Raw genomic sequence first — 23,417 nt, 5'->3', positions numbered from 1 at the left:
CCGGTGTTGCCGCCGCCCAGCCAGCCCTTTTCGATCACCGCGACATTGGTGATGCCAAAGTTCTTGCCCAGGTAATAGGCGGTCGCCAGCCCGTGTCCCCCGGCGCCCACGATAACCACGTCATAGCGGCTTTTGGGTTGGGCATTGCGCCAGGCGCGTTCCCAGTTCTTGTGGCCGGAAAGGGCTTCTCGGGCAATGGCAAAGGCGGAATAACGTTTCATGGGCTCGAATCCGGTCGGTCCGTTTCGGGTGTGATGCACACAAAAGTCATAGCTCAGGCGCATGCAACCGTCACTATCTCGTGTGGTTGCGACATGGCGCGTCACAGTGGGATTTTGTCCTTTTTTCCGACCCGCCAGCGCCTTAAGTGAGGTAGCAGAAAGGGAGGCCGATGACCGTATTCTGGATAGTGACCACCGCCCTGGCCCTGCTCTGCGCAGGGGCCCTGGTTCTGGCCCTCTTGCGCGGACGGCGCGCCACGGGCCCGGCAGAGGCCTATGACCTCGAGGTCTACCGCGATCAGCTGAAAGAGATCGAGGCGGACGCGGCACGCGGCAAGATCCCCGCCGAGGAGGCAGAGCGCCTACGGGTCGAGATCTCGCGCCGGTTGCTGGCGGCGGACGCCAAGCTGCAGGCGCGCGGCGAGCGGGCCGAGCAACCCCGTGCGCTGGGATTTGCCCTGGCGGCGGTCATCGCGCTGGTGGTGGTGGGCGGTGCCTTCGGGCTCTACGCCCGGATCGGCGCGGCGGGCTATGGTGACGTTCCGCTCAAGGCGCGGCTGGCCCGTGCCGAGGAGGCGCTGAAAAGCCGTCCCTCGCAGGCCACGATGGAGGCGCGCATTCCGCCCCAGGCCGCGCCGGACGCCACCCCGCAATACCTGGCGCTAGTCGAACGGCTGCGCGAGGCGGTCAAGGCTCGCCCCGACGACATCCAGGGCCACGTCCTGCTGACCCGGTCCGAGGCGGCGCTGGGGAATTTCTCCGCCGCCTACACTGCCCAGGCGCAGGTCATCCGGCTCAAGGGCGACGCGGCCACCGCCAAGGACTTTACCGATCTTGCCGACATGATGATCCTGGCCGCCGGCGGCTATGTCTCGCCCGAGGCGCAGGCGGTGCTGGAACAGGCCCTGTCGCGCGATCCGGACAACGGCGTGGCGCGCTACTACGGCGGCTTGATGATGGCCCAGGTGGGCCGCCCCGACGTCGGGTTCCGCATGTGGAACAAGCTGCTGCGCGAAAGCAGCGCGCAGGACCCCTGGGTGCAGCCGATCAGCGACCAGATCGAGGACCTCGCCTTCATGGCCGGGGTGCAGAACTTCCAGATGCCGCAACTCGCCGGTGCCACGCCGCGCGGGCCCAGCGCCGCCGACATCGACGCCGCCCGCGACATGACGCCGGAAGAGCGGCAGGAAATGATCCGCGGCATGGTCAGCCAGCTCTCCAGCCGCCTCGCAGAGGAAGGCGGCCCGGTCGAGGACTGGGCGCGGCTGATCTCCTCGCTGGGCGTGATCGGCGAGACGGAGCGCGCCGGCGCGATCTACACGGAGGCCCGGACGGTCTTTGCCCAAAGCCCAGAGGCACTGGAGCTGTTGAAAGGCGCCGCCCAACGCGCCGGGGTTGCCGATTGACCTGCATGCCGGCCCCCTGCGCGCCCTGGCCTTCTTTGGGCCTGCAAATACCTCCGGGGGAGTCGCGCCGCGCGCGACGGGGGCAGCGCCCCCTGCCCCGAGCCGGCGGCCGAAGGCCGCAGGCGAGACGACCTGCGCGCCGCAAGGCGCCCATCCGGATTGCCGCCATCCACGGAGCGCCGCAGCGATGATCCACGACAGCATCGACACATTCACCGCCGACCTGCCGCCGATGGGGGCCCTGGCCGGGCTGGACCTCGGGACACGCACCATCGGGGTGGCCGTCAGCGACAGCTTCCGCTCTGTCGCGACGCCGCTGGAAACCATCAAGCGCAAGAAATTCGGCGTCGACGCGGCGGCACTGGTCAAGATCCTCGGGGCCCGCAACATCGGCGGGGTGGTTCTGGGCCTGCCGCGCAACATGGATGGCAGCGAGGGGCCGCGCTGCCAGTCGACCCGCGCCTTCGCCCGCAATTTCGCCGCGCTCTGGGAGGGGCCGATCACCTTCTGGGACGAACGCCTGTCGACCGTGGCGGCGGAAAAGGCCTTGCTGGAGGCGGATACGACCCGAAAACGTCGCTCCGAGGTCATCGACCACGTCGCCGCCGCCTATATCCTGCAAGGAGCGCTGGACCGGATGCGGTACCTGAACGCGCAACCGGGCGCGGTGGACGCGCCCGAGTAGGCCGGAGCAAGTGGGTATGAAAGACGATATCTGGTCCCGCAACGAGGTCCAAAGCCCCTGCATCAAGGTCTGCGTCATCCATCCACAGGAACGGCTCTGCACCGGCTGCCTGCGCACCGCGCGGGAAATCTCGATGTGGTCCAGCATGAGCACAGAAGAACGCCGCGAAGTGATGGATGACCTGCCTGACCGTGCCGGGCGGCTGCGCAAACGGCGCGGCGGGCGCGCGGCGCGGATGAAATCCCGGAACTAATGCCATTGGCCGACCGCTCCGACGAAGATCGGGGACAGGCAAAAGGGGGCGCCGCCCCCATCTCCCTTCGGTCGATTCCCCCGGGGTATTTTTGCCAAGAAGAAGCCCTGGGGCCTGGCGCGGAACTCACCCGGCGAGCCACGCCTCCGCGCCGCCCATGACCTGGGGGCGGAAATAGGCCACCATGCGTCCTTCCGGGGGCGCCTGGGCGCCCTCGGCCCAGGGCGCGATCCCGTGCAGGGTCAGCCGATGCAGCAAAAGCGCCTCGCCCGGCGCGGCGGGCAGTACCACCCTGCGGCAGGTTTCGAAACAGGTGCGGCGCGCGGCCTGGTAGGCCTCGGTCACGTCCACATCGGCCCAGGTCTCGGGCGGCTTCCCTGCCAGCGCGGCGCGCAGGGCGTCGCGCATGACGTGGTGGCTGCCCTCCCAGGCGACCAGAGGGCTGGCGCCGGGATCGGCCTCTGTCAGCGGCAGGCCGAGGATCCAGGCATGGGGTTCGCGGATATGGCGGCGGCGCGCCGCGCCTTCGGCCAGCACCCCGTCCACATGGGCCGCGTCGCGGTTCAGGCGGTAGCGAAACCCGGCCTCGCTTTCGCCCGCGCGGGGGCGCGGGTAGCCGGGAAAGGTGATCGAGAGCTGCGCCGGGTGCAGCGCGGGCAGCGGCGCCAGCGCGGCGGGCGCGGCGCCCGCCAGGGGCACGCCGCCGATGCTGCCGTCGGGTGCCGTGGGCAGGGCATCGACGCCCACGAACCAGGTGCCCTCGCATTGCAGCCATTGCGCCCGCATCGCCGGATCGGCCAGCACGGCGCGGCCCGCCTCATGCGCCGCCGCGGCCCATTTCAGCGTCTCGGGGTCGGCGTCGAAGCGGGTCCAGCCCTGCGTCTCCAGGTCGTTCAGCCCCACAGCGCCTCGCGCATCATGTTGGCCGCGACAATCAGGATGAAGACCGCAAAGATCCGCCGCAGCACCATCGCGTCCAGCGCATGGGCCAGCTTTGCACCAAGGGGCGCCGTCAGCACCGTCATGCAGATGGTGATCAGGAAGGCCGGGCCATTGACCGCGCCCAGGGTCCAGGGCGGTGCGCCATCGACCTGCACGAAGAGGAACCCCAGCACCGAGGGCACCGCGATCAGCAGGCCAAAGCCCGCCGCCGTCGCCACCGCCCGGTGCATCGGCACGCTGTAGAGCGTCATCAGCGGCACGCCGAAACTGCCACCGCCGATCCCCATCAGCACCGAGAGGAACCCGAGCACCGGCGACAGGATGGACCGCGTCACCGTTCCCGGCATCTGCGGCGCGATGCGCCAGTCCTTGCGCCCGAAAGCCAGGTAGATCCCCACGATCGTCGCCAGCACGGCAAAGATCACCGCCAGCGCGTCCGAGCGCAGCCCGGCGGCGATCAGCACGCCCACCACCGCGCCCAGCGCGATCCCCGGCGCCCAGGATTTCAGGATGTCCCAGTCCACCGCGCCGCGCTTGTTGTGCGCCATGACCGAGCGCGTCGAGGTCACGATGATCGAGGCCAGCGAGGTCGCCAGGCAGATCTGCATCAGCTGCGGCCCGTCAAACCCCGTTGCCGAGAAGACGTAGAAATAGGCCGGGACCAGGATGATCCCGCCCCCCACGCCGAAAAGACCTGCCAGGATACCGGCGAAACCCGCCGCCACCACCAGGATGCCCACGAGGGGCAGAAGTACCGAAAGATCCATGTTGTTCAGGCCGCCTTTGCTGGTCCGATATGTGAAAGCGCCTCTTCGACAAGCTCCGGCCCCGCGCCCTCGCGCGTGGCCCCGGTCGAGAGTACCTGCCGCCAGCGCCGTGCGCCCGGGCGGCCCGAAAAGAGGCCAAGCATGTGCCGTGTGACCTGGTGCAGCTTGCCGCCTGCCGCCAGATGCGCCTCGATGTAGGGCAGCATGGCGCGGGCCACGCCCTCGGCGGTCTGGTCCCGGGCGTCGCCCCAGATCCGCGCATCCGCCTCGCCGAGGATGTCCCAGGGCTGGTGATAGGCGGCGCGGCCCACCATGACGCCGTCCAGGCCCTGTTCAAGGAAGGCCGCCGCCTGGTCGAGATCGGTGATGCCGCCGTTGACCGACAGATGCAGGTGCGGGAACAGGCCCCGCATCCGTTGCACCAGGTCATAGTCCAACGGGGGAATGTCACGGTTTTCCTTGGGGCTCAGCCCCTGCAGCCAGGCCTTGCGCGCGTGAATGATGATGCGCGAACAGCCCACGGCGCCCAGCCGGGCGAGGAACTCGGGCAGGACCTCCTCGGGGTTCTGGTCGTCGACGCCGATGCGGCATTTCACCGTCACCTCGACATCCACCGCATCCTGCATCGCACTGACGCAATCTACCACGGTCTGCGGGTGTTTCATCAGCACCGCGCCGAAGGTGCCCGATTGCACCCGGTCGGAGGGGCAGCCGCAGTTCAGGTTGATCTCGTCATAGCCCGCCGCCTGTCCCAGTTTCGCGGCCTGCGCCAGTTCGCGCGGGTCCGACCCGCCCAGCTGCAGCGCCACGGGATGTTCCGAAGGATCGAAGTCCAGCAGGTGCAACGCCCCGCCGCGCACCAGCGCGGGGGCCGTCACCATCTCTGTGTAAAGCAGCGCACGCCCCGAAATCAGCCGGTGGAAATAGCGGCAATGCCTGTCGGTCCAATCCATCATCGGTGCAATGGCGAAACGCCGAGATACGCTAATCTGCGATTTCCTTTCTTTTTCCACTACTTACACCCTACTGCTCTCAATCGCTCTTGTCTCATTTTCTTCGTTCATGTACCAAATTCGTCGATTTTGACACCTGATTTGGTACAATGTACCAAATGAAATCGCGTGTACCAAACGAGGAATCCGCCATGGGCACCATAACCGCGCGCAAGCGCAAGGACGGCAGCGTTGCCTATCTGGCGCGGGTGCGGGTCATGCGTGATGGTTTCACCTATCACGAGACAGAAACATTTGACAGGCGGCCGACCGCCACGTCGTGGGTCAAGAAGCGCGAGCGCGAGCTCGCGAAACCAGGTGTGATCGCCGAATACAAGGCTGCGGACCCGCCGCTGGCAAAAGCCATCGACCGGTACACCGAAGAGTCCTTGAAGGAAATTGGCCGGACAAAAGCTCAGGTTCTCAGAGCGATCAAGAACTATCCCATCGCCGACATGCCCTGCTCCACCATCAAGTCGAAGGATATCATCGAGTTCCTGCAATCGCTGACCAGTCAGCCTCAGACCGTCGGCAACTACGCTAGCCACCTCGCCGCCATCTTCGCGATCGCGCGGCCGATGTGGGACTACAGATTGGATGACCACGAGATGCGAGACGCGATTTTGGTCGCCCGCCGGATGGGCATCATTTCGCGCTCTGTTCAACGCGACCGCCGACCGACGCTGGCCGAACTTGACAAGCTCCTCGCGCACTTCGCCGATCGCCGCAAGAAGGTCCCTCAGGCCATGCCGATGCACAAGGTCATTGTGTTCGCCCTCTTTTCGACAAGGCGCCAAGCAGAAATCACACAGATCACTTGGGATGACTTTCAAAAAGAGCACGGGCGCGTGCTCGTGCGCGACATGAAGCACCCGGGAGAGAAGATCGGAAATGATACCTGGGTCGATCTGCCGGAGGAGGCCATTCAGGTCATTGAAAGCATGCCCAAGACCAAGCCGGAAATCTTTCCCTATTCGCCCGACGCCATTACTGCGAACTTCACGCGGGCCTGCAAGCTGCTTGGGATCGAGGACCTACGCTTCCACGATCTGCGGCACGAAGGGATTTCCCGGCTGTTCGAGATGGGCCGGAACATTCCGCAGGTCGCCGCGGCAAGCGGACACCGGTCCTGGGTCAGTCTCAAGCGCTACACCCATATTCGTGAAGCAGGTGACAAATATGAGAACTGGAGCGGCTTGAAAGACGCTATCAACAACGTATGAGCGTGGCAGAGAGGCACTATGATGGTTCTGGGGACCCGCAATAGCGTTCCAATCCGGTTCACCGATCACTCGACCGAACAATGCCGGTCTCGAAGCGGTGCTCACCTGAACGTATCCAGTCGCTTACACCCTCGACTGCTGACGTGCTGTCGGATCGAAGCGCACACTCCCACACCGTCCCCACACGCCAACCAGCCTGCCGCAGCTGTGCCACGTGGCGGCGATCACGTTCGACGTTCTTTTCGAATTTGCTGGACCAGAAGTCTGCATTTGAGCCAGGTACGGAACACCAGTGACAGCCTTGGTGGCGATGCCAGAAGCAGCCGTGGACGAAAATGACTACCCGGTATTTCGGTAACACGATGTCAGGCTTGCCGGGCAGCGCCGCATCATGCAACCGAAATCGAAACCCTGCACGATGAAGTGCCTTGCGCAGGAGCAGTTCCGGCCGGGTATTCTTGCCGCGAATCTCCGACATCATTCGCGATCGCGTGGCGGCATCAACTATATCAGCCATGAATTGAGACCTGTATTTCCGGCTTCAGAATGTTATTCATTCAAGGTAAGTTATTGGTTCGGGGAAGCGTGATTCTTGTCAACATATTCCGTCGTCGACATTTTTGCAGGCCCGGGCGGCCTTGCCGAGGGATTTTCGAAGGTTCGCCGGGCAGACGGAAACCCGGCTTTCCGCCTCGAACTGTCAGTCGAGAAGGAAGTGACCGCGCATTCGACCCTGCTGTTGCGGGCCTTCCTGCGGCAGTTCAGCGGAAAATTTCCTGACCGCTATTACGACTTCATCAACGACGGCGGCGAGGAGCCGGACTGGGCCACGCTGTTCCCCGACCAATGGGCCGCTGCATCGCAGGAGGCATGGCAACTCGAACTGGGGAAAGAAGACCCGGAGCTCAGACTGAATGATCGCATCGACGCGATCCGCGAAAAAGCGGATGGAAACACGATTCTCATCGGTGGTCCGCCCTGCCAAGCCTATTCCCTTGTAGGCCGCGCCCGAAACCAGGGCAAGGAAGGCTATGTTGCAAGTGAGGATAGCCGACATTTTCTCTACAAGGAGTACATCCGTATTCTAGATCGGCTGCAGCCTGCGGCATTCGTCATGGAAAATGTGAAGGGGATGCTCTCCTCGTCAATCGATGGCGAGCGTCGCATCTTCGATCAGGTTCTGGAGGATCTGCGGGGTGACCAGCGCGATGCTGGGCGCTACCGGCTGTTTGCCCTTTCACCTCTGTCGCGCCGGAGACCGGAGGCTAAAACTATCGCTCCCCGTTCACGCGATTTCGTGATGCGCGCTGAAGACTTCGGCATTCCCCAGGCGAGACACAGGGTGATCGTCGTCGGAGTTCGCGAGGGTCTGGCACGCGATATCTCTGATCAAGCGGTCGCTGATCTGATCGAGAGGCGACACGCTGAAGCCACAGTCAGGGATGCAATCGGAGGCATGCCGAAGCTGCGCAGCGGGCTCAGCCGTTCTGCAGATGGTCCCGTCGAATGGCGTGCGGTCGTCTCGTCGGCAATGGCGAAGGTTTCCAGACTCGATCCGGGATTGATCGAGGACGAGAAACTCTCATTCACGTCAAAGGCAAAACACTACCTGGCCCTGCTTCAGAAAATGAATGAGGTCCCTCCGAGGGAAGGAGACAGCACTGGTATCTCGAAGCTCTGCTCCGAGGATCTCAGCAACTGGCTTGTCGACAGGAAGCTCACGCGGTTGCCCAACAACCAGACGCGAGGTCACATGGCAGAGGATCTGGCCCGCTACTTCTTTGCTGCCGTTTTTGGCGAGGTGGTCGGCCGCTCACCGAAGGCATCGGATTTCCCTTCCGAACTGGCGCCAAACCACCACAACTGGTCCACGGGAAAGTTCTCCGACCGTTTTCGCGTCCAGCTATGGGATGCGGCTTCGACCACCATCACGTCTCACATCTCCAAGGATGGGCATTACTTCATTCATCCGGACCCATTGCAGTGTCGAAGCCTCTCCGTTCGTGAGGCTGCCCGACTGCAGACCTTTCCAGACAACTATCTCTTCAAGGGCAATCGCACGCAGCAATACGTGCAGGTTGGCAACGCGGTTCCTCCGCTGCTCGCGATGTGGATAGGCGAGGCACTTCATTCCCTCCTGACCGGGAAGGTCGAAAGCCTCGGACAGGAACGCGAAGCGGGAGAACTGGCCCATGTCTGCTGAATACGACATAGCCAATCCCGGGGCCACGGAGTTGTTCGAGTCGCTGCGCGCCTTCGGCTATGACCTTCCCACCGCGCTGGCGGATATCGTGGACAACAGCATTGCAGCCAAGGCTCGCAACGTCTGGATCGATCTGATCTGGGCAGGTCAGGAGTCCCGCATCACGATTCGCGATGATGGCGAGGGCATGTCCGAAAAGGCGCTGGTACAGGCAATGCGCCCAGGAAGCATGAGCCCGCTTGCTCATCGATCTTCAAGTGACCTTGGGCGTTTCGGGCTTGGCATGAAGACGGCATCGATATCCCATTGCCGCTGTCTCACTGTACTCAGCAGATCAGCACATACGTCAGTTACCGCCAGGCGGTGGGACCTGGATTACATTGCCTCAACCGAGACGGGCGAATGGCGGCTACTCAAGGGTCCTGATCTTGCAAGCGAGGGTGATCTTGGTCTGCTTGCCAAGCAGACATCCGGAACGGTGCTGTTCTGGGATCGACTCGATCAGCTCGTTGGCACCGCTTCCGCCGACGATGAAACCGCGCAGAAGCACTTTCGTGAACGCGCAGATGCCGTGAAACAGCATCTGGCAATGGTATTCCACCGCTTTCTCACAGGGCGGAATGCGATCAGCATCCATCTGAACGGACGCAAGATCGAGCCTTGGGATCCGTTCATGGAAGACATCGATGCGGTGGACCCTCTTCCCGCAGAAACGCTGACTGCGGACGGCGCACAAATCGAGATCAAAGCCTTCATTCTCCCTCATCACAGCAAGATTTCGCCTGAACGGCATGCGCTTGGCGCCGGACCGAAAGGCTGGAACGCACATCAGGGTTTCTACATCTACAGGAACCGCCGCCTATTGGTCGCGGGTGATTGGCTCGGGCTGGGAATGCAGAAGGAAGAGCATTTCAAGCTGGCGCGCATCAGGATCGATCTGCCCAACTCAGCTGATCTTTCGTGGCAGATTGATGTCAAGAAGTCACGCGCGCGCCCTCCCGCCAAATTGCGCAAGGACCTCCAGCGTATCGCCCGGGTCGCACGCGGTCGGGCATCCCGGATCTACAGGCATCGTGGAAAAATTCTGCAGCGTCAGCATGGCGACAAGCAGTCGTTTCTCTGGACGCACCTCACCAGGCACGGGAAGACATTCTACAAAATCAATAGAGAGCATCCACTCGTTCGCAGGGTGCTCGAGGATTCTGTTGATCGCGATGCGTCTCGTGCTCTGCTCAATCTGATCGAGCAGACAGTCCCTGCCCCGCTGATTGTCATCAACAACGCAGAGTCACCCGACGGTTTCGGCCTGCCCTTCGAGGGCGCGTCCGGCGAACTGCGCAAAGCGATGGAGGCGGTGTACTCGGCACTCAGACACGAAGGAAACGAACCTGCCTCGGCCGCCCGAGCACTGATGGGGATGGAACCCTTCAATCAGTATCCTGAGCTGATTGCCGGCTTCCTGGACGAGATCACCAGCGCAATGGCGGCGAAAGAAATCGAAAAAAGGGGCTTTGAATGACGGCAGGATCAAATGAATCCTTGTTCTCCAGCGCCTATGGAGTTGCTGACTCGCTGCTTCTGATGGAGCCGCGCATCACCCAAGACGCGCTGGAGCGAACCGTGACAGCCGTGCTGTCCATGCCGCAATTCGGGAGCATAGACGGCAATCGACTTCTGAAGGAACTGGAGGCAAAGAACAATACGCATGTCAGCGGCTATTCCGTCATCGACGACAATGATTTCAGTGCCTGGATCGCGGCGTCGCAGGAAACACGGCCGTTCGAATTCTGGAAACGCTACCGCCACTATCTCGACAGGAAGAAGCGTTTGCCCCGCGAGGTGCTGGATCAGCTCGACCGCCTGACGGACGACATCCTGGATCGCCTACGCAACCCGGAGACTGCCGGCGAGTGGGATCGGCGCGGCTTGGTGGTCGGCGACGTGCAGTCCGGCAAGACGTCCAACTACACCGGCCTGATCTGCAAGGCCGTGGACGCCGGCTTTCCACTCGTGATCGTCCTGGCAGGCATTCACAACAGTCTTCGAAGCCAGACCCAGCTCAGACTGGATGAGGGGTTTCTTGGCTTTGATACCCGCCTCAACCTTCTTGCCGAACAGGAAAATCAGAGGATCGGTGCAGGCAAGATGCCAAGTGCGCCGTTCCTTGTCGCACATTCGCTCACCAGCAGCACGGATGGCGGCGACTTCAAGCAGGCAACGGCCCAAGGCACGCGCATCATCCCCGGAGGCCGTGATCCGGTCATCCTGGTTGTCAAGAAGCGCGTGTCGATACTGAAGAACCTGCTCGCCTGGGTTCTCTCGGTGCGTGGCGTCGACGACCCTGATGTCCCAGGCGGAAAGACAATCCGCGACGTACCCCTGCTCGTGATCGATGACGAAGCCGACAACGCATCGGCAAACACGAACGAGTACCGCGACGATGACGGAAACATCGATGAAGATGCGGATCCGACAAAGACCAATGGCTTCATTCGAAGCCTGCTGACCGCTTTCGAAAAGAGCGCCTATGTCGGCTATACGGCGACACCATTCGCAAATGTCTTCATGCACCATCAAGCCTATTCGAATGCGCATGGCCAGGACCTTTTTCCCCGAAGCTTCATCATCAATATCCCGGCGCCATCGAACTACATAGGACCTGAAAAGGTGTTCGGGCTGAATCGTCCGGGAACCGAGGGTGAAACGCCCGGCCTGCCGATCATCAGGCGCGTCCGGGACGCAAGCCCCTGCTTTCCACCGAAACATAAGAAGGAGCTCTCCGTTTCGGCCCTGCCTGCATCGCTGAAAGAGGCCATCCTGGCCTACATTCTGGCGTGTTCCGCGCGCCGTGCTCGTGGCGAAGTCGATGCAGACAACTCCATGCTCGTCCATGTCACACGCTTCACGCTCGTGCAGGATCAGGTTGCCCGGCTGATCGAAGAGGAACTCGCCGACATCAGGCGGCAGCTTGAATTTCCCGGAACAGGTGGTGACGCCGAAGAAAGGCTGAGACAGCTCTGGGACAGCGACTTTGACGCGAACGCGCCGAAAATCCGAGAACTGCTGCCCGACCACGATCTGCCGGAACTCATATGGGACCAGGTACGGCAGCAACTGTTCGATGCAACCAAGCGCATGACTGTTCGCAGAATCAACGGGTCTGCAAAAGACGCACTTGACTATACCGACCACCCGCTTGGCCTTTCGGTGATTGCGGTGGGCGGCGACAAGCTGTCCCGCGGACTGACTCTGGAAGGACTGAGCGTCAGCTACTTCGTACGCACATCGCGCATGTACGACACTCTGATGCAGATGGGCCGATGGTTCGGCTATCGGCCGCGCTATGCGGACCTCTGTCGCCTCTACACGTCACCCGATCTCGTCGACTGGTACCGTCACATCGCGACAGCCACCGCCGAGCTCCGCGAGGAATTCGATCTGATGTTCGCCAACGGCGAGAACCCGCTCCAGTTCGGCAACCGCGTGCGAACTCATCCAGATGGGATGCTGATCACGGCTGCCAACAAGATGCGCTCGGGTGCCTCGGTTCGCGCGGGTTTCTCCGGAACGATCTCGGAGACCGTTTCATTCGACATATCAAGCGCAGAGCACAATCTGAATGTCTTCTCTGAGTTTCTGGAGGGATTGCCACGTATAACCGGCAATGGCCGCTTTGTCTGGACAGATGTCGATGGCGGCAGAGTGGCAGAGCTCATGGGATCGCTAGAAACTTCGCGCGACTCCTGGAAGGCCAATTCAAGGGCGATCTCCGACTACGTCACCAATCGTGTGGGCGCTGGTCGACTCAAAAACTGGACAATAGCGCTCATCGCGAACGGCCGCTCGAAGGTGCCGGCCCGGATCGGTCCATACGACGTCATTCTCACGGAACGTGAAAATCACATGCCTGGTGATCGCGAGAAGGTGACCATTGGTCGGCTGGTCAGTCCGCGCGACGAAACCATCGACTTCAGCCAGGATCAGATCGACAAGGCGATGACAGAGACCATTGCCGCATGGCAACGAAAATCACCACCCAAACGCGATCAGCCAAAGTCGGCGAGTGGCCCGTTCATTCGCAGACAGCGGAGCCCGGATCACGGGTTGTTGCTGATCTATCCAATCGATGCTGGCCTCGATGGCGATATCCCGATCATGGGTTTTGCCGTCAGCTTTCCTTTCGATGCCGACGCACCGCTGATCGACTACGCCGAAAACAGCGTCAAACAGCTAGAGGAGCTGTTCGCATGAACCCCGACGAACTGGTCGAACTCTGGCGCAGTCTTGCCGAGGGACAAGGCACGTCCGGAATGGATCGGCGCAGACTGGACACGGAGGCAGCGGTTGATCTGTTCGCCTGCATCTTCTGGCCCAGTGGCCGTCTCGGGCTCCTCATCGAAGGTGATGGAGAGCAGCGCCCTCCGACGGACAGAATACCGACCTGCCGAGGTGTAAAGGTCCTGCACGAAGTACTTGACCCGGCGAACCCTCGGACGGTCCTGCGCGTCATGCTGGAGGATGATCGTCTCCGCGAGATATTTGCCGTGCTTTCCGCCGATCTCGTGAATGCTGTTGGGGCTGAGCGGAACACGACTGCTGGATTGCGCCGATGCATCGACCGGCTCTCGATGTGGCAGGGTTTGTTTGAACGTGTCCCCGCAGAAGGACTGTCGCAGGAAGCGCAACGTGGCCTCTTCGGTGAACTGATCATTCTCGAGAGCCTCTGCCTCGCCCATATGGAGGCCTATGAGGCCGTAACATCCTGGTCGGGACCGAGCGCCTCACATCAGGATTTCACGGTCGGAGACGCCGCAATCGAAGTGAAGACGACACTCTCGAAGCTGCATGCACGGCTTGCGATTGCCAACGAGAGGCAACTTGACGAGCGCTCACATCGGGCGCTGCTGCTTGCACATGTGTGTCTCGAGGAAAGCAGCGCGCGAGGGATTGCGCTTCCCGCGCTGGTTGCCCGGATACGCTCGCAACTGCAGTCAGATCACACGGCAGCACGGGAGTTCGACGATCGCCTGCTGCAGGGTGGATACCTCGAAGTACACGCTCCACTCTATGCGATGAGCCGCTATCGCGTGACCGACCTGCATTATTTCCACGTCTGCGGGAATTTCCCCCGATTGACCGAAGCAAACCTTCCATCCGGCGTGGGCGACATCCGCTACACCATCATCGCCGGCGACCTGTCCGAATATGCGATCCCCCGAGAAAGGGCGGTCCAGCTCCTGATGGGGCCCAATGACTGAACTTGAAGAGCTCCACGCGTTCGGTCGCAACATACAGCAGGATGTCATCGCTCATGCTGATGCCGCCGAGGATGGCGCGCTAAGAGCGGAAGCGTTCACCGAGATCGTGATTGGCTATCTGGCGGAGGTCGGCGAGATAGACGATGGAATATCGTGCCCTTTCGAAGCGCGTGGGATGCGGTGCAGCGGCTACTACCTTTCCGAGGACAACGACCGTCTTGATCTGTTTCTGACCATTCCGCGCCTCGACGGAGCAGCAGGCACGACATCCAAGACCGAGATAGACACGGGTTTCCGGCGCCTGTTCACATTCCTCGAAAAGGCAATCGAAGGCATTCACCAGGGACGTGAGGAAGCGCTGGACGGCTACGACATGGCGCGATCGATCTGGCAGGCGCGAAACGACATCAGCCATGTTCGTCTTTTCGTGATCACCGACGGGCTGGCCACAATCGAACGGATCGAGGACGAGACCCTGCACGGCATCGAGATATCGAGTCATCTCTGGGATCTGCGCCGCATTCATCGTGCTGTCTCGTCGGGCACGGGGCACGAAGCCATTCACGTCAATTTTGCAGAGATGTGCGCAAGCCCGCTTCGCTGCATTGTTTCCGAACCGGAGAATGCCGGATATCGCTGCCTGCTGGCAGTCATCCCCGGTGACGTTCTCGTCGAGATGTACAAGCGGTTTGGGCCCAAGCTGCTCGAACGCAACGTGCGGAGCTTTCTCCAGTTGCGAGGCAAGGTGAACCAGAGCATCCGCAAGACCATCCTCGATGAACCTCAAATGTTTCTCGCCTTCAACAACGGCCTGTCTGTCACTGCCTCCGGGCTTGCTCTCGAGGATCATGGCGACGGAACGGTGAACCTGATTTCTGCCGAGGATTTTCAGATCGTGAATGGCGGCCAGACCACCGGCTCGATATTCCGAGCATCACGAAAGGATTCGGCCGATCTCAGCCGTCTTCAGGTTCCGGTCAAGATCACCGAAATTCTCTCGGGCGGCGATGTCGAGGAAATCGCGCCCCGCATTTCCCAGTCCGCCAACAATCAGAACAAGGTTAATATGGCGGACTTCTCGTCCAATCATCCCTTTCATCGACGAATGGAGGAGCTGTCGCGCTCAATCTGGGCACCACCCGCACCGGGCCTGCAGCGTCAATCCCGCTGGTTCTACGAACGGGCGCGCGGCCAGTATCACGACGCTCTTGCGCAGAACAAGACTCCTGCACAACGCAAGGCGTTCGAGGCAATTCATCCGCGTCGGCAGATGATATCAAAGACGGACCTCGCCAAGTTCGAACACACTTGGTCACAGTTACCCAACATCGTCAGTCGAGGTGCCCAAAAGTGCTATCTCGACTTCATGGATGTCCTGGACCGGCGAGGTCAGTTCCTGCCGGACGAAGCGTTCTTCAAACGAGCTGTTTCGCGCGCCATCCTGTTCAAGGAAACCGAGCGTATCGTCTCACGGCAAAAATTCGGCGGCTATCGCGCAAACATTGTCACCTACACATTGGCATGGCTGTCTCACAGCACCGCGAAGCGGATCGACCTTGACGCGATCTGGGACCTTCAGGGCCTGTCGCCTTCGCTTTCGAGTTTCATCAATGTCGTTTGCGTGCATGCCCATGAACACATCACCAATTCTCCCGGCGGCCAGAACGTCACTGAATGGTGCAAGAAGGAAAGATGCTGGGAATCCTTTCGCGATGTGGAGATCGACATCCCGCCCGTTCTTGAAGACGAATTGCTGAGCCGCGAAAAGGCAGGGACGCAGAGCACCAGGCACGCACTTGAAGAACAGACGACAGCCCAAGAGGCGGAGCTGATCAATCGCGTCGCGGCAGTTTCGGCCGAGACATGGTTTGCCCTGTCAGCCTGGGCAAAAGACACCCAGTCACTCCAGCCTTGGCAACGAAGCCTGTCCTTCAGCCTTGGGAAGCTCGCCGGAAACGGAAAGCCCCCCACTCGAAAGCAGGCAACGCATGGGGAGACAATTCTCGCAGATGCCCGCAAGCTCGGATTCAGGAGCTAGATTGAGTGCATTCTGCGTTTTCTCTCACGTTCAGGTCGGTAGGACGGGTTACAATTCATTTTAAAACGGATCTGCTTCTTCAGCATGACGTACAAACAGAGGCCATAAGGACAGAATTCAACAACAATGAATGAAAGTATTCCTCCTCAGATCGATCTGGAAGCCGATAGTCTTTTGAGGGTGATCCAAAGGATTGAAGCTGGCTGCCAATGTCCTAACGAGATCACGATTATTATCCCCTCGTACGCTATAGGACATGCAAATGAACATCTTTCGATATGCGAGGATCTTCTGGACATCTCCTATGTCACGGAAGCCATGGCGGCCTGCGTATCAAATCCGTCGCTTTCAATGCGTCGGCAATCGACCTCTCCCTACAGAACGCAATTCGTATTCAACGGAAAGGATCCCGGGCCAGACTTCCTTGGCCAACTGCGCCAAAGCTGCATGCATTTTGGTGGCGATGACCCCGACATCGCGAAACTGTATTCGGACTATTTCCAGAACTATCCTGATACCATGGAGCGTTACAAGGATAGCCTTGATGAACGGCAGTTCTTCTTTCCAGCCTTGATCGATGACTACCACGCAAATCTGATAAATGGCGCCTACTATACCTACGAACAATCCGACTGGGTACAAGCCGATCTCGCGCGATATCCGGAAAGGCGCTTCGGGTTTCACAAATCGGCCTTCTCGGCTCAGCTGGGTGCTGATGCTTTCGCCTCAATCGAAAGCTGGATCGTTTCCGCCAAGATCGATCTTGATGACTTTTTTCGCGCACTCAATCAGGATGTGGCGATATCACAATTCCATTCTGCCAAACTGTCGATGCTGAACAATGTGTGCATTGCGACGGCTGGTGATCTTCACGTGCATTTTCCGCTGGACGGCTTTCTGAAGGCGCGCATCTGTCAGTCGTTTCTTGGCGATGAAGACCAGGTTCTGTGCCTTGGATGGCAACGACCACTGTTTTCGGTCACGCCAGCGATGCTGTCGATGAGAGAATACGGACCTGTCAACCAGACCGTCTCGGGACACTCCTGCCTCGTTCACGAAAGCGGCGAACTAATCATCCTCACGGACAGCGAGGAAGGGTGGCATCACATTTTTTTTGAAAGTCGGGCGCTCGACATGCTCGAGACCAAGCAGCTAGGGCTTCAGGTTGCCGATCTGTCCTCCGGTATCGATCGTGCCCTTGGTGTTTCAGAGAACCATCGGTCCAACTGGCAGTCGCTTGACGACGAACAGTTCGAAGCCCTTTGCTATGATCTGATATATTGCCATCCCGGATTTGATCATGAAACGATCAGGAAAATGGGCCATTCCCGTTCAAGGGATGGTGGGCGCGATATCATCGTCTGGACACAGCCGGTCGCATACCGGGAGCCAAGCAAGAAGTTCGTTTTTCAGTGCAAACTGATCACCTCTAAGAGATCCCTCGGCAAGCGTGATGTTCCCGACATCGGTGACATGCTGGAACAGTATGGTGCGGAGGGGTTCGGCATCATGACCTCAGCCGCGATCGACGCCACGCTCTTCGACGCCGCAGATGCAATCTGCGAGCGACGGAACATTGCGCAGAAGCATTTCTCATCCTTCGAGATCGAACGGTTCCTGAATCAAAGACCTGAACTGCGCCGAAAATTCTTTGGGTCGTGATCTGAACACTCTGCAGTACCGAGGCACCAAACAGCCGTTCCCTACGGTGCCAAAGTCAGGGCTTTTTCTGTCCCCGCGCGCTCAAACGCGTCGGCACAGATCCGTGCCTCGTCCGAAAGCGCTCCCTGCTTCGCGTCCTGGCCGCTGCCTGCCTCTCCACACCGGCATTGGCTGACCCCTGCGAAGGCCGTTTACTGACACAAGGCTGGCGCAGAGATTTCCGGCATTGTGCGATATGTCGGAGACGGCGACAGCCTCTGTGTAGGCAAGACTGCCGATCCAGGCGAATGGATCGAAGTCCGCCTATCGGACTTCAATGCACCGGAACTCTACGGGCCTGGTGGAGGCGCAGCGAAAGCCGCCCTCGTTCGCGTCGCCCTCCATCATGCCGCCGCCTGCATCACCGAAGCGGGCCGCAACGGACGCGTGGCCTCCTTCGATCGCGTGATTGCTCGTTGCCGGATAGGCCACGACAACGTGGGTGATCTGCTTCGCGCCGAAGGAATCGCGGAGGGCGGCAATTGACCGACTGCGCAAAGCTATCTCGCGTTCAGCTTCTGCCTTTGGGCTGTCGTCAGAACGGAATTGTCTTTTTGCCATCGCCGCTCCTCCTATTTATCTGCAATATCAGGTGGCGCTTCGGGCAACTGCCCTCCTTCCCGTTCAGCACCCGACATCAACGCTTCAGTTGAAGGCTGTTGGTGGAAAAGCCAAAGCGGAAGTTGGCTTCTCTTGAAATCCCAAGCGGCGAGCGGTGCGAACCACTCGGGCACCGCTCGGCCATTGAGCTGGATGACTTGGTCTCCGTCGACGGTTCTGGTCGCGAAATACCGCGTAAATATCCGGCTCGCCCATCCAACCCCATCAAAACCTTGATCGGAGTGCTCCTCGGGTTTGGCCAAAAATTCGACTCCCGCTATGCCGTCATCTCCCATGATGGCGAATGGCCCTTCCACCGGCCACTCGCCGTACAGGAAGAGTATCTCTGCCAGGCGGCGATCCCGAGGATCAGTCAGTTCCACGTCGCCGCTAAAGACCTTAGCGGATCCAATGATGAACTCGGCCAGCCCCTCGGCGCTAAGGGTGCGGGGCTTATCTGTAGCGGCGCCGAGAACGAGCCGCAGCGGTGGCCTGGTGCAGATCGACACGTCGCCGAGACGGCCAAGCTCGTTGGCCATGATCGCTCCCGTCATAGTAATCCGAAGGCCACCGTCGGACCGCAGAAACGGTTTAGGCGCAATCACCGTCCAGAGGTTCCAGCGAGACCAGTAGATAGCAAGGCGCAATGGCACGCACACCGCATCAGCGTAGGCTTGCAACGAAGTAAGGTACTTTGCAGACATCGACGTCCGCTGCCTCTTCGGGTCTTCGCATCGGACGTTTTTCACCTCAATGAGCCATTGTTCGCCATCGTCGAGCACAACCCGAAAATCGGGCGCTCGAAGACTCGTCGCGGCGTGGACTCGTCCAATATCCTCTGTTTTCAACAGTCGGAATTTTCCGAGGCTGAGCACCATCGCCTCGAACATGCGTTCCGTTCGTGCGCCATGAATAAGGGTAGGATCAGCCAACGCTGTTTTCAGACTGGGAGCCGCGTCAGCAAAGAATCTGTCGACCAAAGCCGGGTCGTTGAGCGCTAAATTGTTCTGCTGAGCAAATTTGGCCACCAAAGCAAACAGATCGAAGGCCTTCATGGCCGGTCTCTCATTCTTAGGTTGCGGCGTCACGCGACATCTCCGATTGTTCCGATGGGGTCGACGATGGACTCACTCCTTGGCGATTTTTTCATTGAGCCATTCCTGGACCACCTTTCTGATGCGGATATGCCCCAGGTCGCTGAGTGCAGATGCCGGCAACTGTTCTCCATCGGCGAGATCGAGAAGCCGACTCGCCGCATGACCTTTTTCAAGCAACGCAAGTAGCCCGGTAGCCGCTTCACGGTCACGGTCGGCGAGTCCGAAAGCACCTAGCAACAACAGCGCACGGCGCTTTGTTGAGTGCGCAATCCGCTCCATCGTGCCGACGACGGCATCGACCTGTCCCTGCACCGCAAGCAAAACGCAGGCCGACGCGGCCAACGGCGGTGGTAGTTCTAAAATGAGCTTGGCATCTATTGCATCGAGAATTTCGGTTTCAACAACGTCCGCAAAGGACAACGCATCAATTGCGTCGACACGTACCCACCGGGCCTGGTTGATGAGGGCCAAATCCCAAATCTTTTTTCGGATCGCTGGACCGCAACATTGAGCGGATGTGTTCAGCGCTTTCATGCCAAGCGAGCGATCATCTGTGCGCTTGGCCAGATTCAATAGCGCTTCCCCAATTTCATCCGTCAGGCTGCCATAGGCAGCGAGCCCTCCTATCGCCTCGCGGGCAATAGGATAGGATGGCGGTTCTTTGTGAAAAGCTGCAGCGTCGGACCAATCATCGTTCATCAGTCGGATCAGCACACGTTGATGAACTGGATGTGGCCGACCTGCAAGAACGCGAACCAGGGTCCGACGGACACGACTGCCTGGATCTTGCGAGAGATCCAGTAATCGTTGCGGCAGAGGATCTGGTAGCCTGGACGAAAGATACTCGATGACCGCCTCGCGAGCATCCGCCCGCACATGTCCGAGCGCAAGCCAAGCCAAGGCATCGTCATTGATGCCAATTGCGGCCTCGGCGGCTGCCTTGGCGAGCTGAAAGTCCTCTGTTTCGAGAAGCCAACGGCGAATAGCAGCCAAAGAAGTGGCGCCGCTGGCAATCATTACCGGTACGATCTTGTCGAGGACAAAAGGCGGCGCCGTTGTGGCAGCTTCGCTCAGTAACGCCAGGGCTGTTTCACCAACAGCGCCCGGAGGCTTATCCTTGACGGGAAGAGCCTCGAATATTTCGGTGCCAGCGCTTTGAAGCGACGTCAGAATGGGCTTCAGCCGGCGCGCGCGGCTCTTCCCGGAAATCCGGCGGCTTGCCTCATGCATGTCCACCAAGAGCTGTACGAACAACGCAGGCGCTGTCGACAATCGTTCAAAGCAGAGGGTCAGCGTGGCCGGCGCCTTCATCAAAGCGCAATAAACAAGCGCAGCGCGTACATCCTCGTCATCAGGATTAGACAGGATACGCTGTTCAAGGTCCGGTGCCAGCGAAGGTTTCCAGTGTTCGCACGCTGCTTCCCAGGCATATTCCTCGTCATCGCTGGTCTGCGTAGTAGCGATGACGGCCCGAATCTCTTCCAACGAGACCGACCCTCCCGCTTTTCTGACATCGTCGGCCCATGCGCGGCCCATTTCAGATACGCGACGATGATCTGCCAAGGTTTGCCAGCGGCCAAGAAATCGAATTTGCCGCACATAAGTCTCTACGAAAATTCTGGCGGCATACCCGTCATCTTCGTGATGTGACTGGTAGCCTTCCTCGTGAGCCTCATCACATTCGCCGTCTCTGATCGCGCGCCATTGTTCGTTGCCCTCCCGCTCATAATACCGTTCAAGGCTCGCAAGTTCGTCAAGCGCGGCATTGAGCACACTTTCGTAACTATCCAAGTCCCGCACCGCGCCAACCGCCACAGCGCTGACGTTTCTGTCGAAGCCGGAGGTGACCAGCTTGTGTGCCGCCGCAACGAATGCGGGTGTCAGATCGCTCGCAAGTCGATCAAGTTTGCTTGCGAAGTCATTGCCGAAGCCGTCCCGGTCCTGTGGCAGTTGCTCACGAACAAAGCGATCAGCGATTGTGAACGTCCGTGGGTCAGCCGAGACCTGCTCGTACCATTCATCATCGAAAGTCGGAGGTTTCCACGTGTCGAGGAAGAACTGTCCGCCGCGCCGAATGCCCTTGATGAACCAACGTGCAAGTTCCGAGGGAACCGACGTTTGCCCACCCACATCGGAGCTCAATTGCAACACAGACCGAAAATCACTTTTAGGATCGACGAGGCTCTCCTCGAGCCATGCATCGATTGCCGCGCGGCTGGCAGGGTCGGCCTCAAACTCCGCATCAAGTTTTTCAGCGCCGGAAATGAGATCGATGATTGCTTTGAACGCACGGGCCGCAGTTTCAAGTGCCCAGCCCCGATGCGAACCGGTCATTTGGGTCAGGCCCGAAATCATCGCCATGAAGGCAGCTTCGCTGCGCCCCCAGGTATCCAGTATGAATATTTCGAAACCTGCGCGCACGCTCGGATGCGAGAAGCTAACGGTCTGGCCGGGTTGGCGCAGATGCCGCGTAGCCACCAGCCGGTCTACCAGCTTCTCCAACCCGTCGATGAAAGCGGGCTCGATGAGCCGCAGTTGCCGACCAAGGCCAATAAGTTGACTGCGATCGAATTGTGATCGCGCGGCAAGCAACGCCCAAACGACCGCCGCCGTCCCAGTTTGATCACTGGCTTTTAGATAAGCAACGACAACGTCTTCGACCGCATCGCGATGTGCCAGCCCTAAAATCCGGCGGTAGAACGCCCGATCCACCTCACCTGCCTCCGGGCCGTCGGCCAGATGTGTAAAAAACAGATCCACTTCAAACGGCGTTTCGAGCGCGTCTAGCGCTTCTTTTCGAAACTCCATTGCCTTGGCTTGAAGCTCGCTCGCCAATTGCTCGAGGCGTTTATCGTAAATCCTTGCCAGTTCCCCATCGCGATATTGATCCGCATCCAGAACTACTGACCAGCGTTTGAGGCCTTGGTCAGCTCTCGCCTGACCGAGCATGTCAGATCGCGAGGTGACAACGTACTGATGCCCGCCATGTGCTTCCCGCAACAATCTGGGAAGCTGTTCCGTCCATTCGTCGGCACCGCCCCGGAGGCTATACTGCCCCCATGGATCCTCGACGTAAAAGAGCTTTGGTCCAGTGTCCGTAAGGCTCCTTGTGCTCGAAGGGCCATTGTTGACATTGACTTGGATGATTTCAGGAGCAGACGGCCGCTGCCGCGCCCGGTCAATCAGCGCCAATGCTGTCCAGGTCTTGCCCGTACCAGAAGGTCCTGTAATCACGATGGCATTCCGCTGCTCAAGCAGATTTTCCAAGTCGCCAAAATTGGTCGGCGGCACGAATGACTCGAGCTGCGGAGCGCTGGCCAGATACCCGCCGCAACCGCGTATGACACTCAGAAGATCCTCTCGCGTCCATACGCCTGGGCTCGTCCCGCGCATGCGCCGAAGCGCCTCATCCCTCAGCCGCGCGCGGCATTCAACTTGCCGGCTCTTGGGCACGCGCAGCAACGAACCGAGGATATCGTTTATCTCGAGATCAAGAAGGCGTTCGCTGAGAACACCCCAAATGGCAATCCGACCCGCTGGTGAATGGGGTAAGGTCGACGAGAGGCTGGCCGGAAAGGTGTGCTCCTCTGGCCATTCTTCTAACCCACCGACCATCAGATCGCGCGCCACGCCGGTGGTGTCGGCGTTGGTAACCAACAAGTAGCGCGTGCCGGGGTCATCAAGATGGTGCCTTGCCGGTCGGCGCTTCTTTCCATGCCTGAGCAGTGCCTTGAATCCGCCGATCGACCACGGACCCGTATTACGGAGTTTGACCTGAACGACGAGCTTGTAGCCGTCGGACATATTGGCACTTGGCTGGACACGGCCCGGCGTTGCCGGTTCGAGGTCGGACTCCAGATCTTCTTCGTTTGCAGGTTCGAGCGTAATCTGGGCGGCCGACTTCGTGATCAACATCAATCTGAGGGCCGTCAGCACCGACACGCCGATCTGGTATTCGAAGCCGTCTAGCGCTGCGTCGGCCCCGCCCGATGATGACGTTGCATCCGGCGCGCTCAAATCCCAACCCTCAG

Annotated in this window: 18 protein-coding genes; 10 read left to right on the top strand and 8 right to left on the bottom strand. The window is 60.0% G+C overall.

Annotated elements, in window-relative coordinates; translation table 11 throughout:
• Positions 1 to 221: FAD-dependent oxidoreductase (locus PVW46_RS20720; protein ID WP_274577391.1), on the bottom strand; the 221-nt coding region annotated here is incomplete at its 3' end.
• 170 nt (positions 222 to 391) lie between these two features.
• Here PVW46_RS20720 and ccmI point away from each other — a divergent pair.
• The 3 genes from ccmI (at position 392) to PVW46_RS20705 (ending at position 2,565) form a co-directional block, all read left to right on the top strand.
• Positions 392 to 1,627 carry a c-type cytochrome biogenesis protein CcmI gene (ccmI, locus tag PVW46_RS20715; protein ID WP_069209579.1) on the top strand — a complete coding sequence of 412 codons (1,236 nt, stop codon included), beginning with the start codon at positions 392 to 394 and terminating at the stop codon, positions 1,625 to 1,627.
• Positions 1,628 to 1,814: 187 nt separating this feature from the next.
• Positions 1,815 to 2,312 carry a Holliday junction resolvase RuvX gene (gene ruvX, locus PVW46_RS20710; RefSeq protein ID WP_069209578.1) on the top strand — a complete coding sequence of 166 codons (498 nt, stop codon included), beginning with the start codon at positions 1,815 to 1,817 and terminating at the stop codon, positions 2,310 to 2,312.
• Between the two features lie 16 nt (positions 2,313 to 2,328).
• On the top strand, positions 2,329 to 2,565 hold the full coding sequence (locus PVW46_RS20705) for a DUF1289 domain-containing protein (RefSeq protein ID WP_043146464.1): 237 nt from the start codon (positions 2,329 to 2,331) through the stop codon (positions 2,563 to 2,565).
• A gap of 126 nt (positions 2,566 to 2,691) precedes the next feature.
• Here PVW46_RS20705 and PVW46_RS20700 read toward each other — a convergent pair whose 3' ends face one another.
• Genes PVW46_RS20700 through dusA form a run of 3 tightly spaced genes read right to left on the bottom strand, consistent with a single transcriptional unit; the run spans position 2,692 to position 5,230 of the window.
• Positions 2,692 to 3,468, bottom strand: a complete 777-nt coding sequence (locus tag PVW46_RS20700) for a phytanoyl-CoA dioxygenase family protein (RefSeq protein WP_373286052.1) — start codon at positions 3,466 to 3,468, stop codon at positions 2,692 to 2,694.
• On the bottom strand, positions 3,459 to 4,274 hold the full coding sequence (locus PVW46_RS20695; RefSeq protein ID WP_069209577.1) for a sulfite exporter TauE/SafE family protein: 816 nt from the start codon (positions 4,272 to 4,274) through the stop codon (positions 3,459 to 3,461). The genes PVW46_RS20700 and PVW46_RS20695 overlap by 10 nt, the downstream gene beginning before the upstream one ends.
• A gap of 5 nt (positions 4,275 to 4,279) precedes the next feature.
• Positions 4,280 to 5,230 carry a tRNA dihydrouridine(20/20a) synthase DusA gene (gene dusA / locus PVW46_RS20690; protein WP_443137057.1) on the bottom strand — a complete coding sequence of 317 codons (951 nt, stop codon included), beginning with the start codon at positions 5,228 to 5,230 and terminating at the stop codon, positions 4,280 to 4,282.
• Between the two features lie 155 nt (positions 5,231 to 5,385).
• On the opposite strand from dusA, the gene PVW46_RS20685 reads away from it, so the two are divergent.
• Entirely contained in the window at positions 5,386 to 6,489 is a 1,104-nt protein-coding gene (locus PVW46_RS20685; RefSeq protein WP_274577388.1) for a site-specific integrase, read from the top strand.
• A gap of 58 nt (positions 6,490 to 6,547) precedes the next feature.
• Here PVW46_RS20685 and PVW46_RS20680 read toward each other — a convergent pair whose 3' ends face one another.
• The gene (locus PVW46_RS20680; protein WP_274577387.1) at positions 6,548 to 7,006 is read right to left on the bottom strand and encodes a very short patch repair endonuclease; all 459 of its coding nucleotides are present in this window, start codon (positions 7,004 to 7,006) and stop codon (positions 6,548 to 6,550) included.
• Positions 7,007 to 7,081: 75 nt separating this feature from the next.
• Here PVW46_RS20680 and PVW46_RS20675 point away from each other — a divergent pair, with 75 nt between their 5' ends.
• From PVW46_RS20675 to PVW46_RS20650, 6 genes are all read left to right on the top strand, one after another.
• Positions 7,082 to 8,692 (top strand): DNA cytosine methyltransferase, encoded by a 1,611-nt coding sequence (locus PVW46_RS20675; RefSeq protein ID WP_274577386.1) that lies wholly within the window; start codon positions 7,082 to 7,084, stop codon positions 8,690 to 8,692.
• Positions 8,682 to 10,211, top strand: coding sequence for an ATP-binding protein (locus PVW46_RS20670; protein ID WP_274577384.1), 1,530 nt, complete (start codon positions 8,682 to 8,684; stop codon positions 10,209 to 10,211). The genes PVW46_RS20675 and PVW46_RS20670 overlap by 11 nt, the downstream gene beginning before the upstream one ends.
• Positions 10,208 to 12,943, top strand: a complete 2,736-nt coding sequence (locus PVW46_RS20665; RefSeq protein ID WP_274577383.1) for a Z1 domain-containing protein — start codon at positions 10,208 to 10,210, stop codon at positions 12,941 to 12,943. Before PVW46_RS20670 ends, PVW46_RS20665 begins: the two co-directional genes overlap by 4 nt.
• Complete coding sequence (locus tag PVW46_RS20660) at positions 12,940 to 13,950, top strand: PD-(D/E)XK motif protein (RefSeq protein ID WP_274577382.1); 1,011 nt, start codon at positions 12,940 to 12,942, stop codon at positions 13,948 to 13,950. Before PVW46_RS20665 ends, PVW46_RS20660 begins: the two co-directional genes overlap by 4 nt.
• The gene (locus tag PVW46_RS20655) at positions 13,943 to 15,988 is read left to right on the top strand and encodes an AIPR family protein (RefSeq protein ID WP_274577380.1); all 2,046 of its coding nucleotides are present in this window, start codon (positions 13,943 to 13,945) and stop codon (positions 15,986 to 15,988) included. Before PVW46_RS20660 ends, PVW46_RS20655 begins: the two co-directional genes overlap by 8 nt.
• A gap of 126 nt (positions 15,989 to 16,114) precedes the next feature.
• On the top strand, positions 16,115 to 17,650 hold the full coding sequence (locus PVW46_RS20650) for a restriction endonuclease (protein WP_274577379.1): 1,536 nt from the start codon (positions 16,115 to 16,117) through the stop codon (positions 17,648 to 17,650).
• A gap of 303 nt (positions 17,651 to 17,953) precedes the next feature.
• Here PVW46_RS20650 and PVW46_RS20645 read toward each other — a convergent pair whose 3' ends face one another.
• The 3 genes from PVW46_RS20645 to PVW46_RS20635 form a co-directional block, all read right to left on the bottom strand.
• Positions 17,954 to 18,250: a hypothetical protein gene (locus tag PVW46_RS20645; protein ID WP_274577378.1), complete on the bottom strand. Its 297-nt coding sequence runs from the start codon at positions 18,248 to 18,250 to the stop codon at positions 17,954 to 17,956.
• Between the two features lie 11 nt (positions 18,251 to 18,261).
• The gene (locus PVW46_RS20640) at positions 18,262 to 19,344 is read right to left on the bottom strand and encodes a hypothetical protein (protein WP_274577377.1); all 1,083 of its coding nucleotides are present in this window, start codon (positions 19,342 to 19,344) and stop codon (positions 18,262 to 18,264) included.
• Between the two features lie 72 nt (positions 19,345 to 19,416).
• Entirely contained in the window at positions 19,417 to 23,403 is a 3,987-nt protein-coding gene (locus tag PVW46_RS20635) for an nSTAND3 domain-containing NTPase (protein WP_274577376.1), read from the bottom strand.
• Positions 23,404 to 23,417 lie beyond the last annotated feature (14 nt).

It is taken from the genome of Mameliella sp. AT18 (assembly GCF_028807275.1).
GTDB lineage: Bacteria > Pseudomonadota > Alphaproteobacteria > Rhodobacterales > Rhodobacteraceae > Antarctobacter > Antarctobacter albus.
The sequence above is the reverse complement of the archived record's forward strand: the minus strand, read 5'-3'. Positions and strand labels throughout refer to the sequence as shown.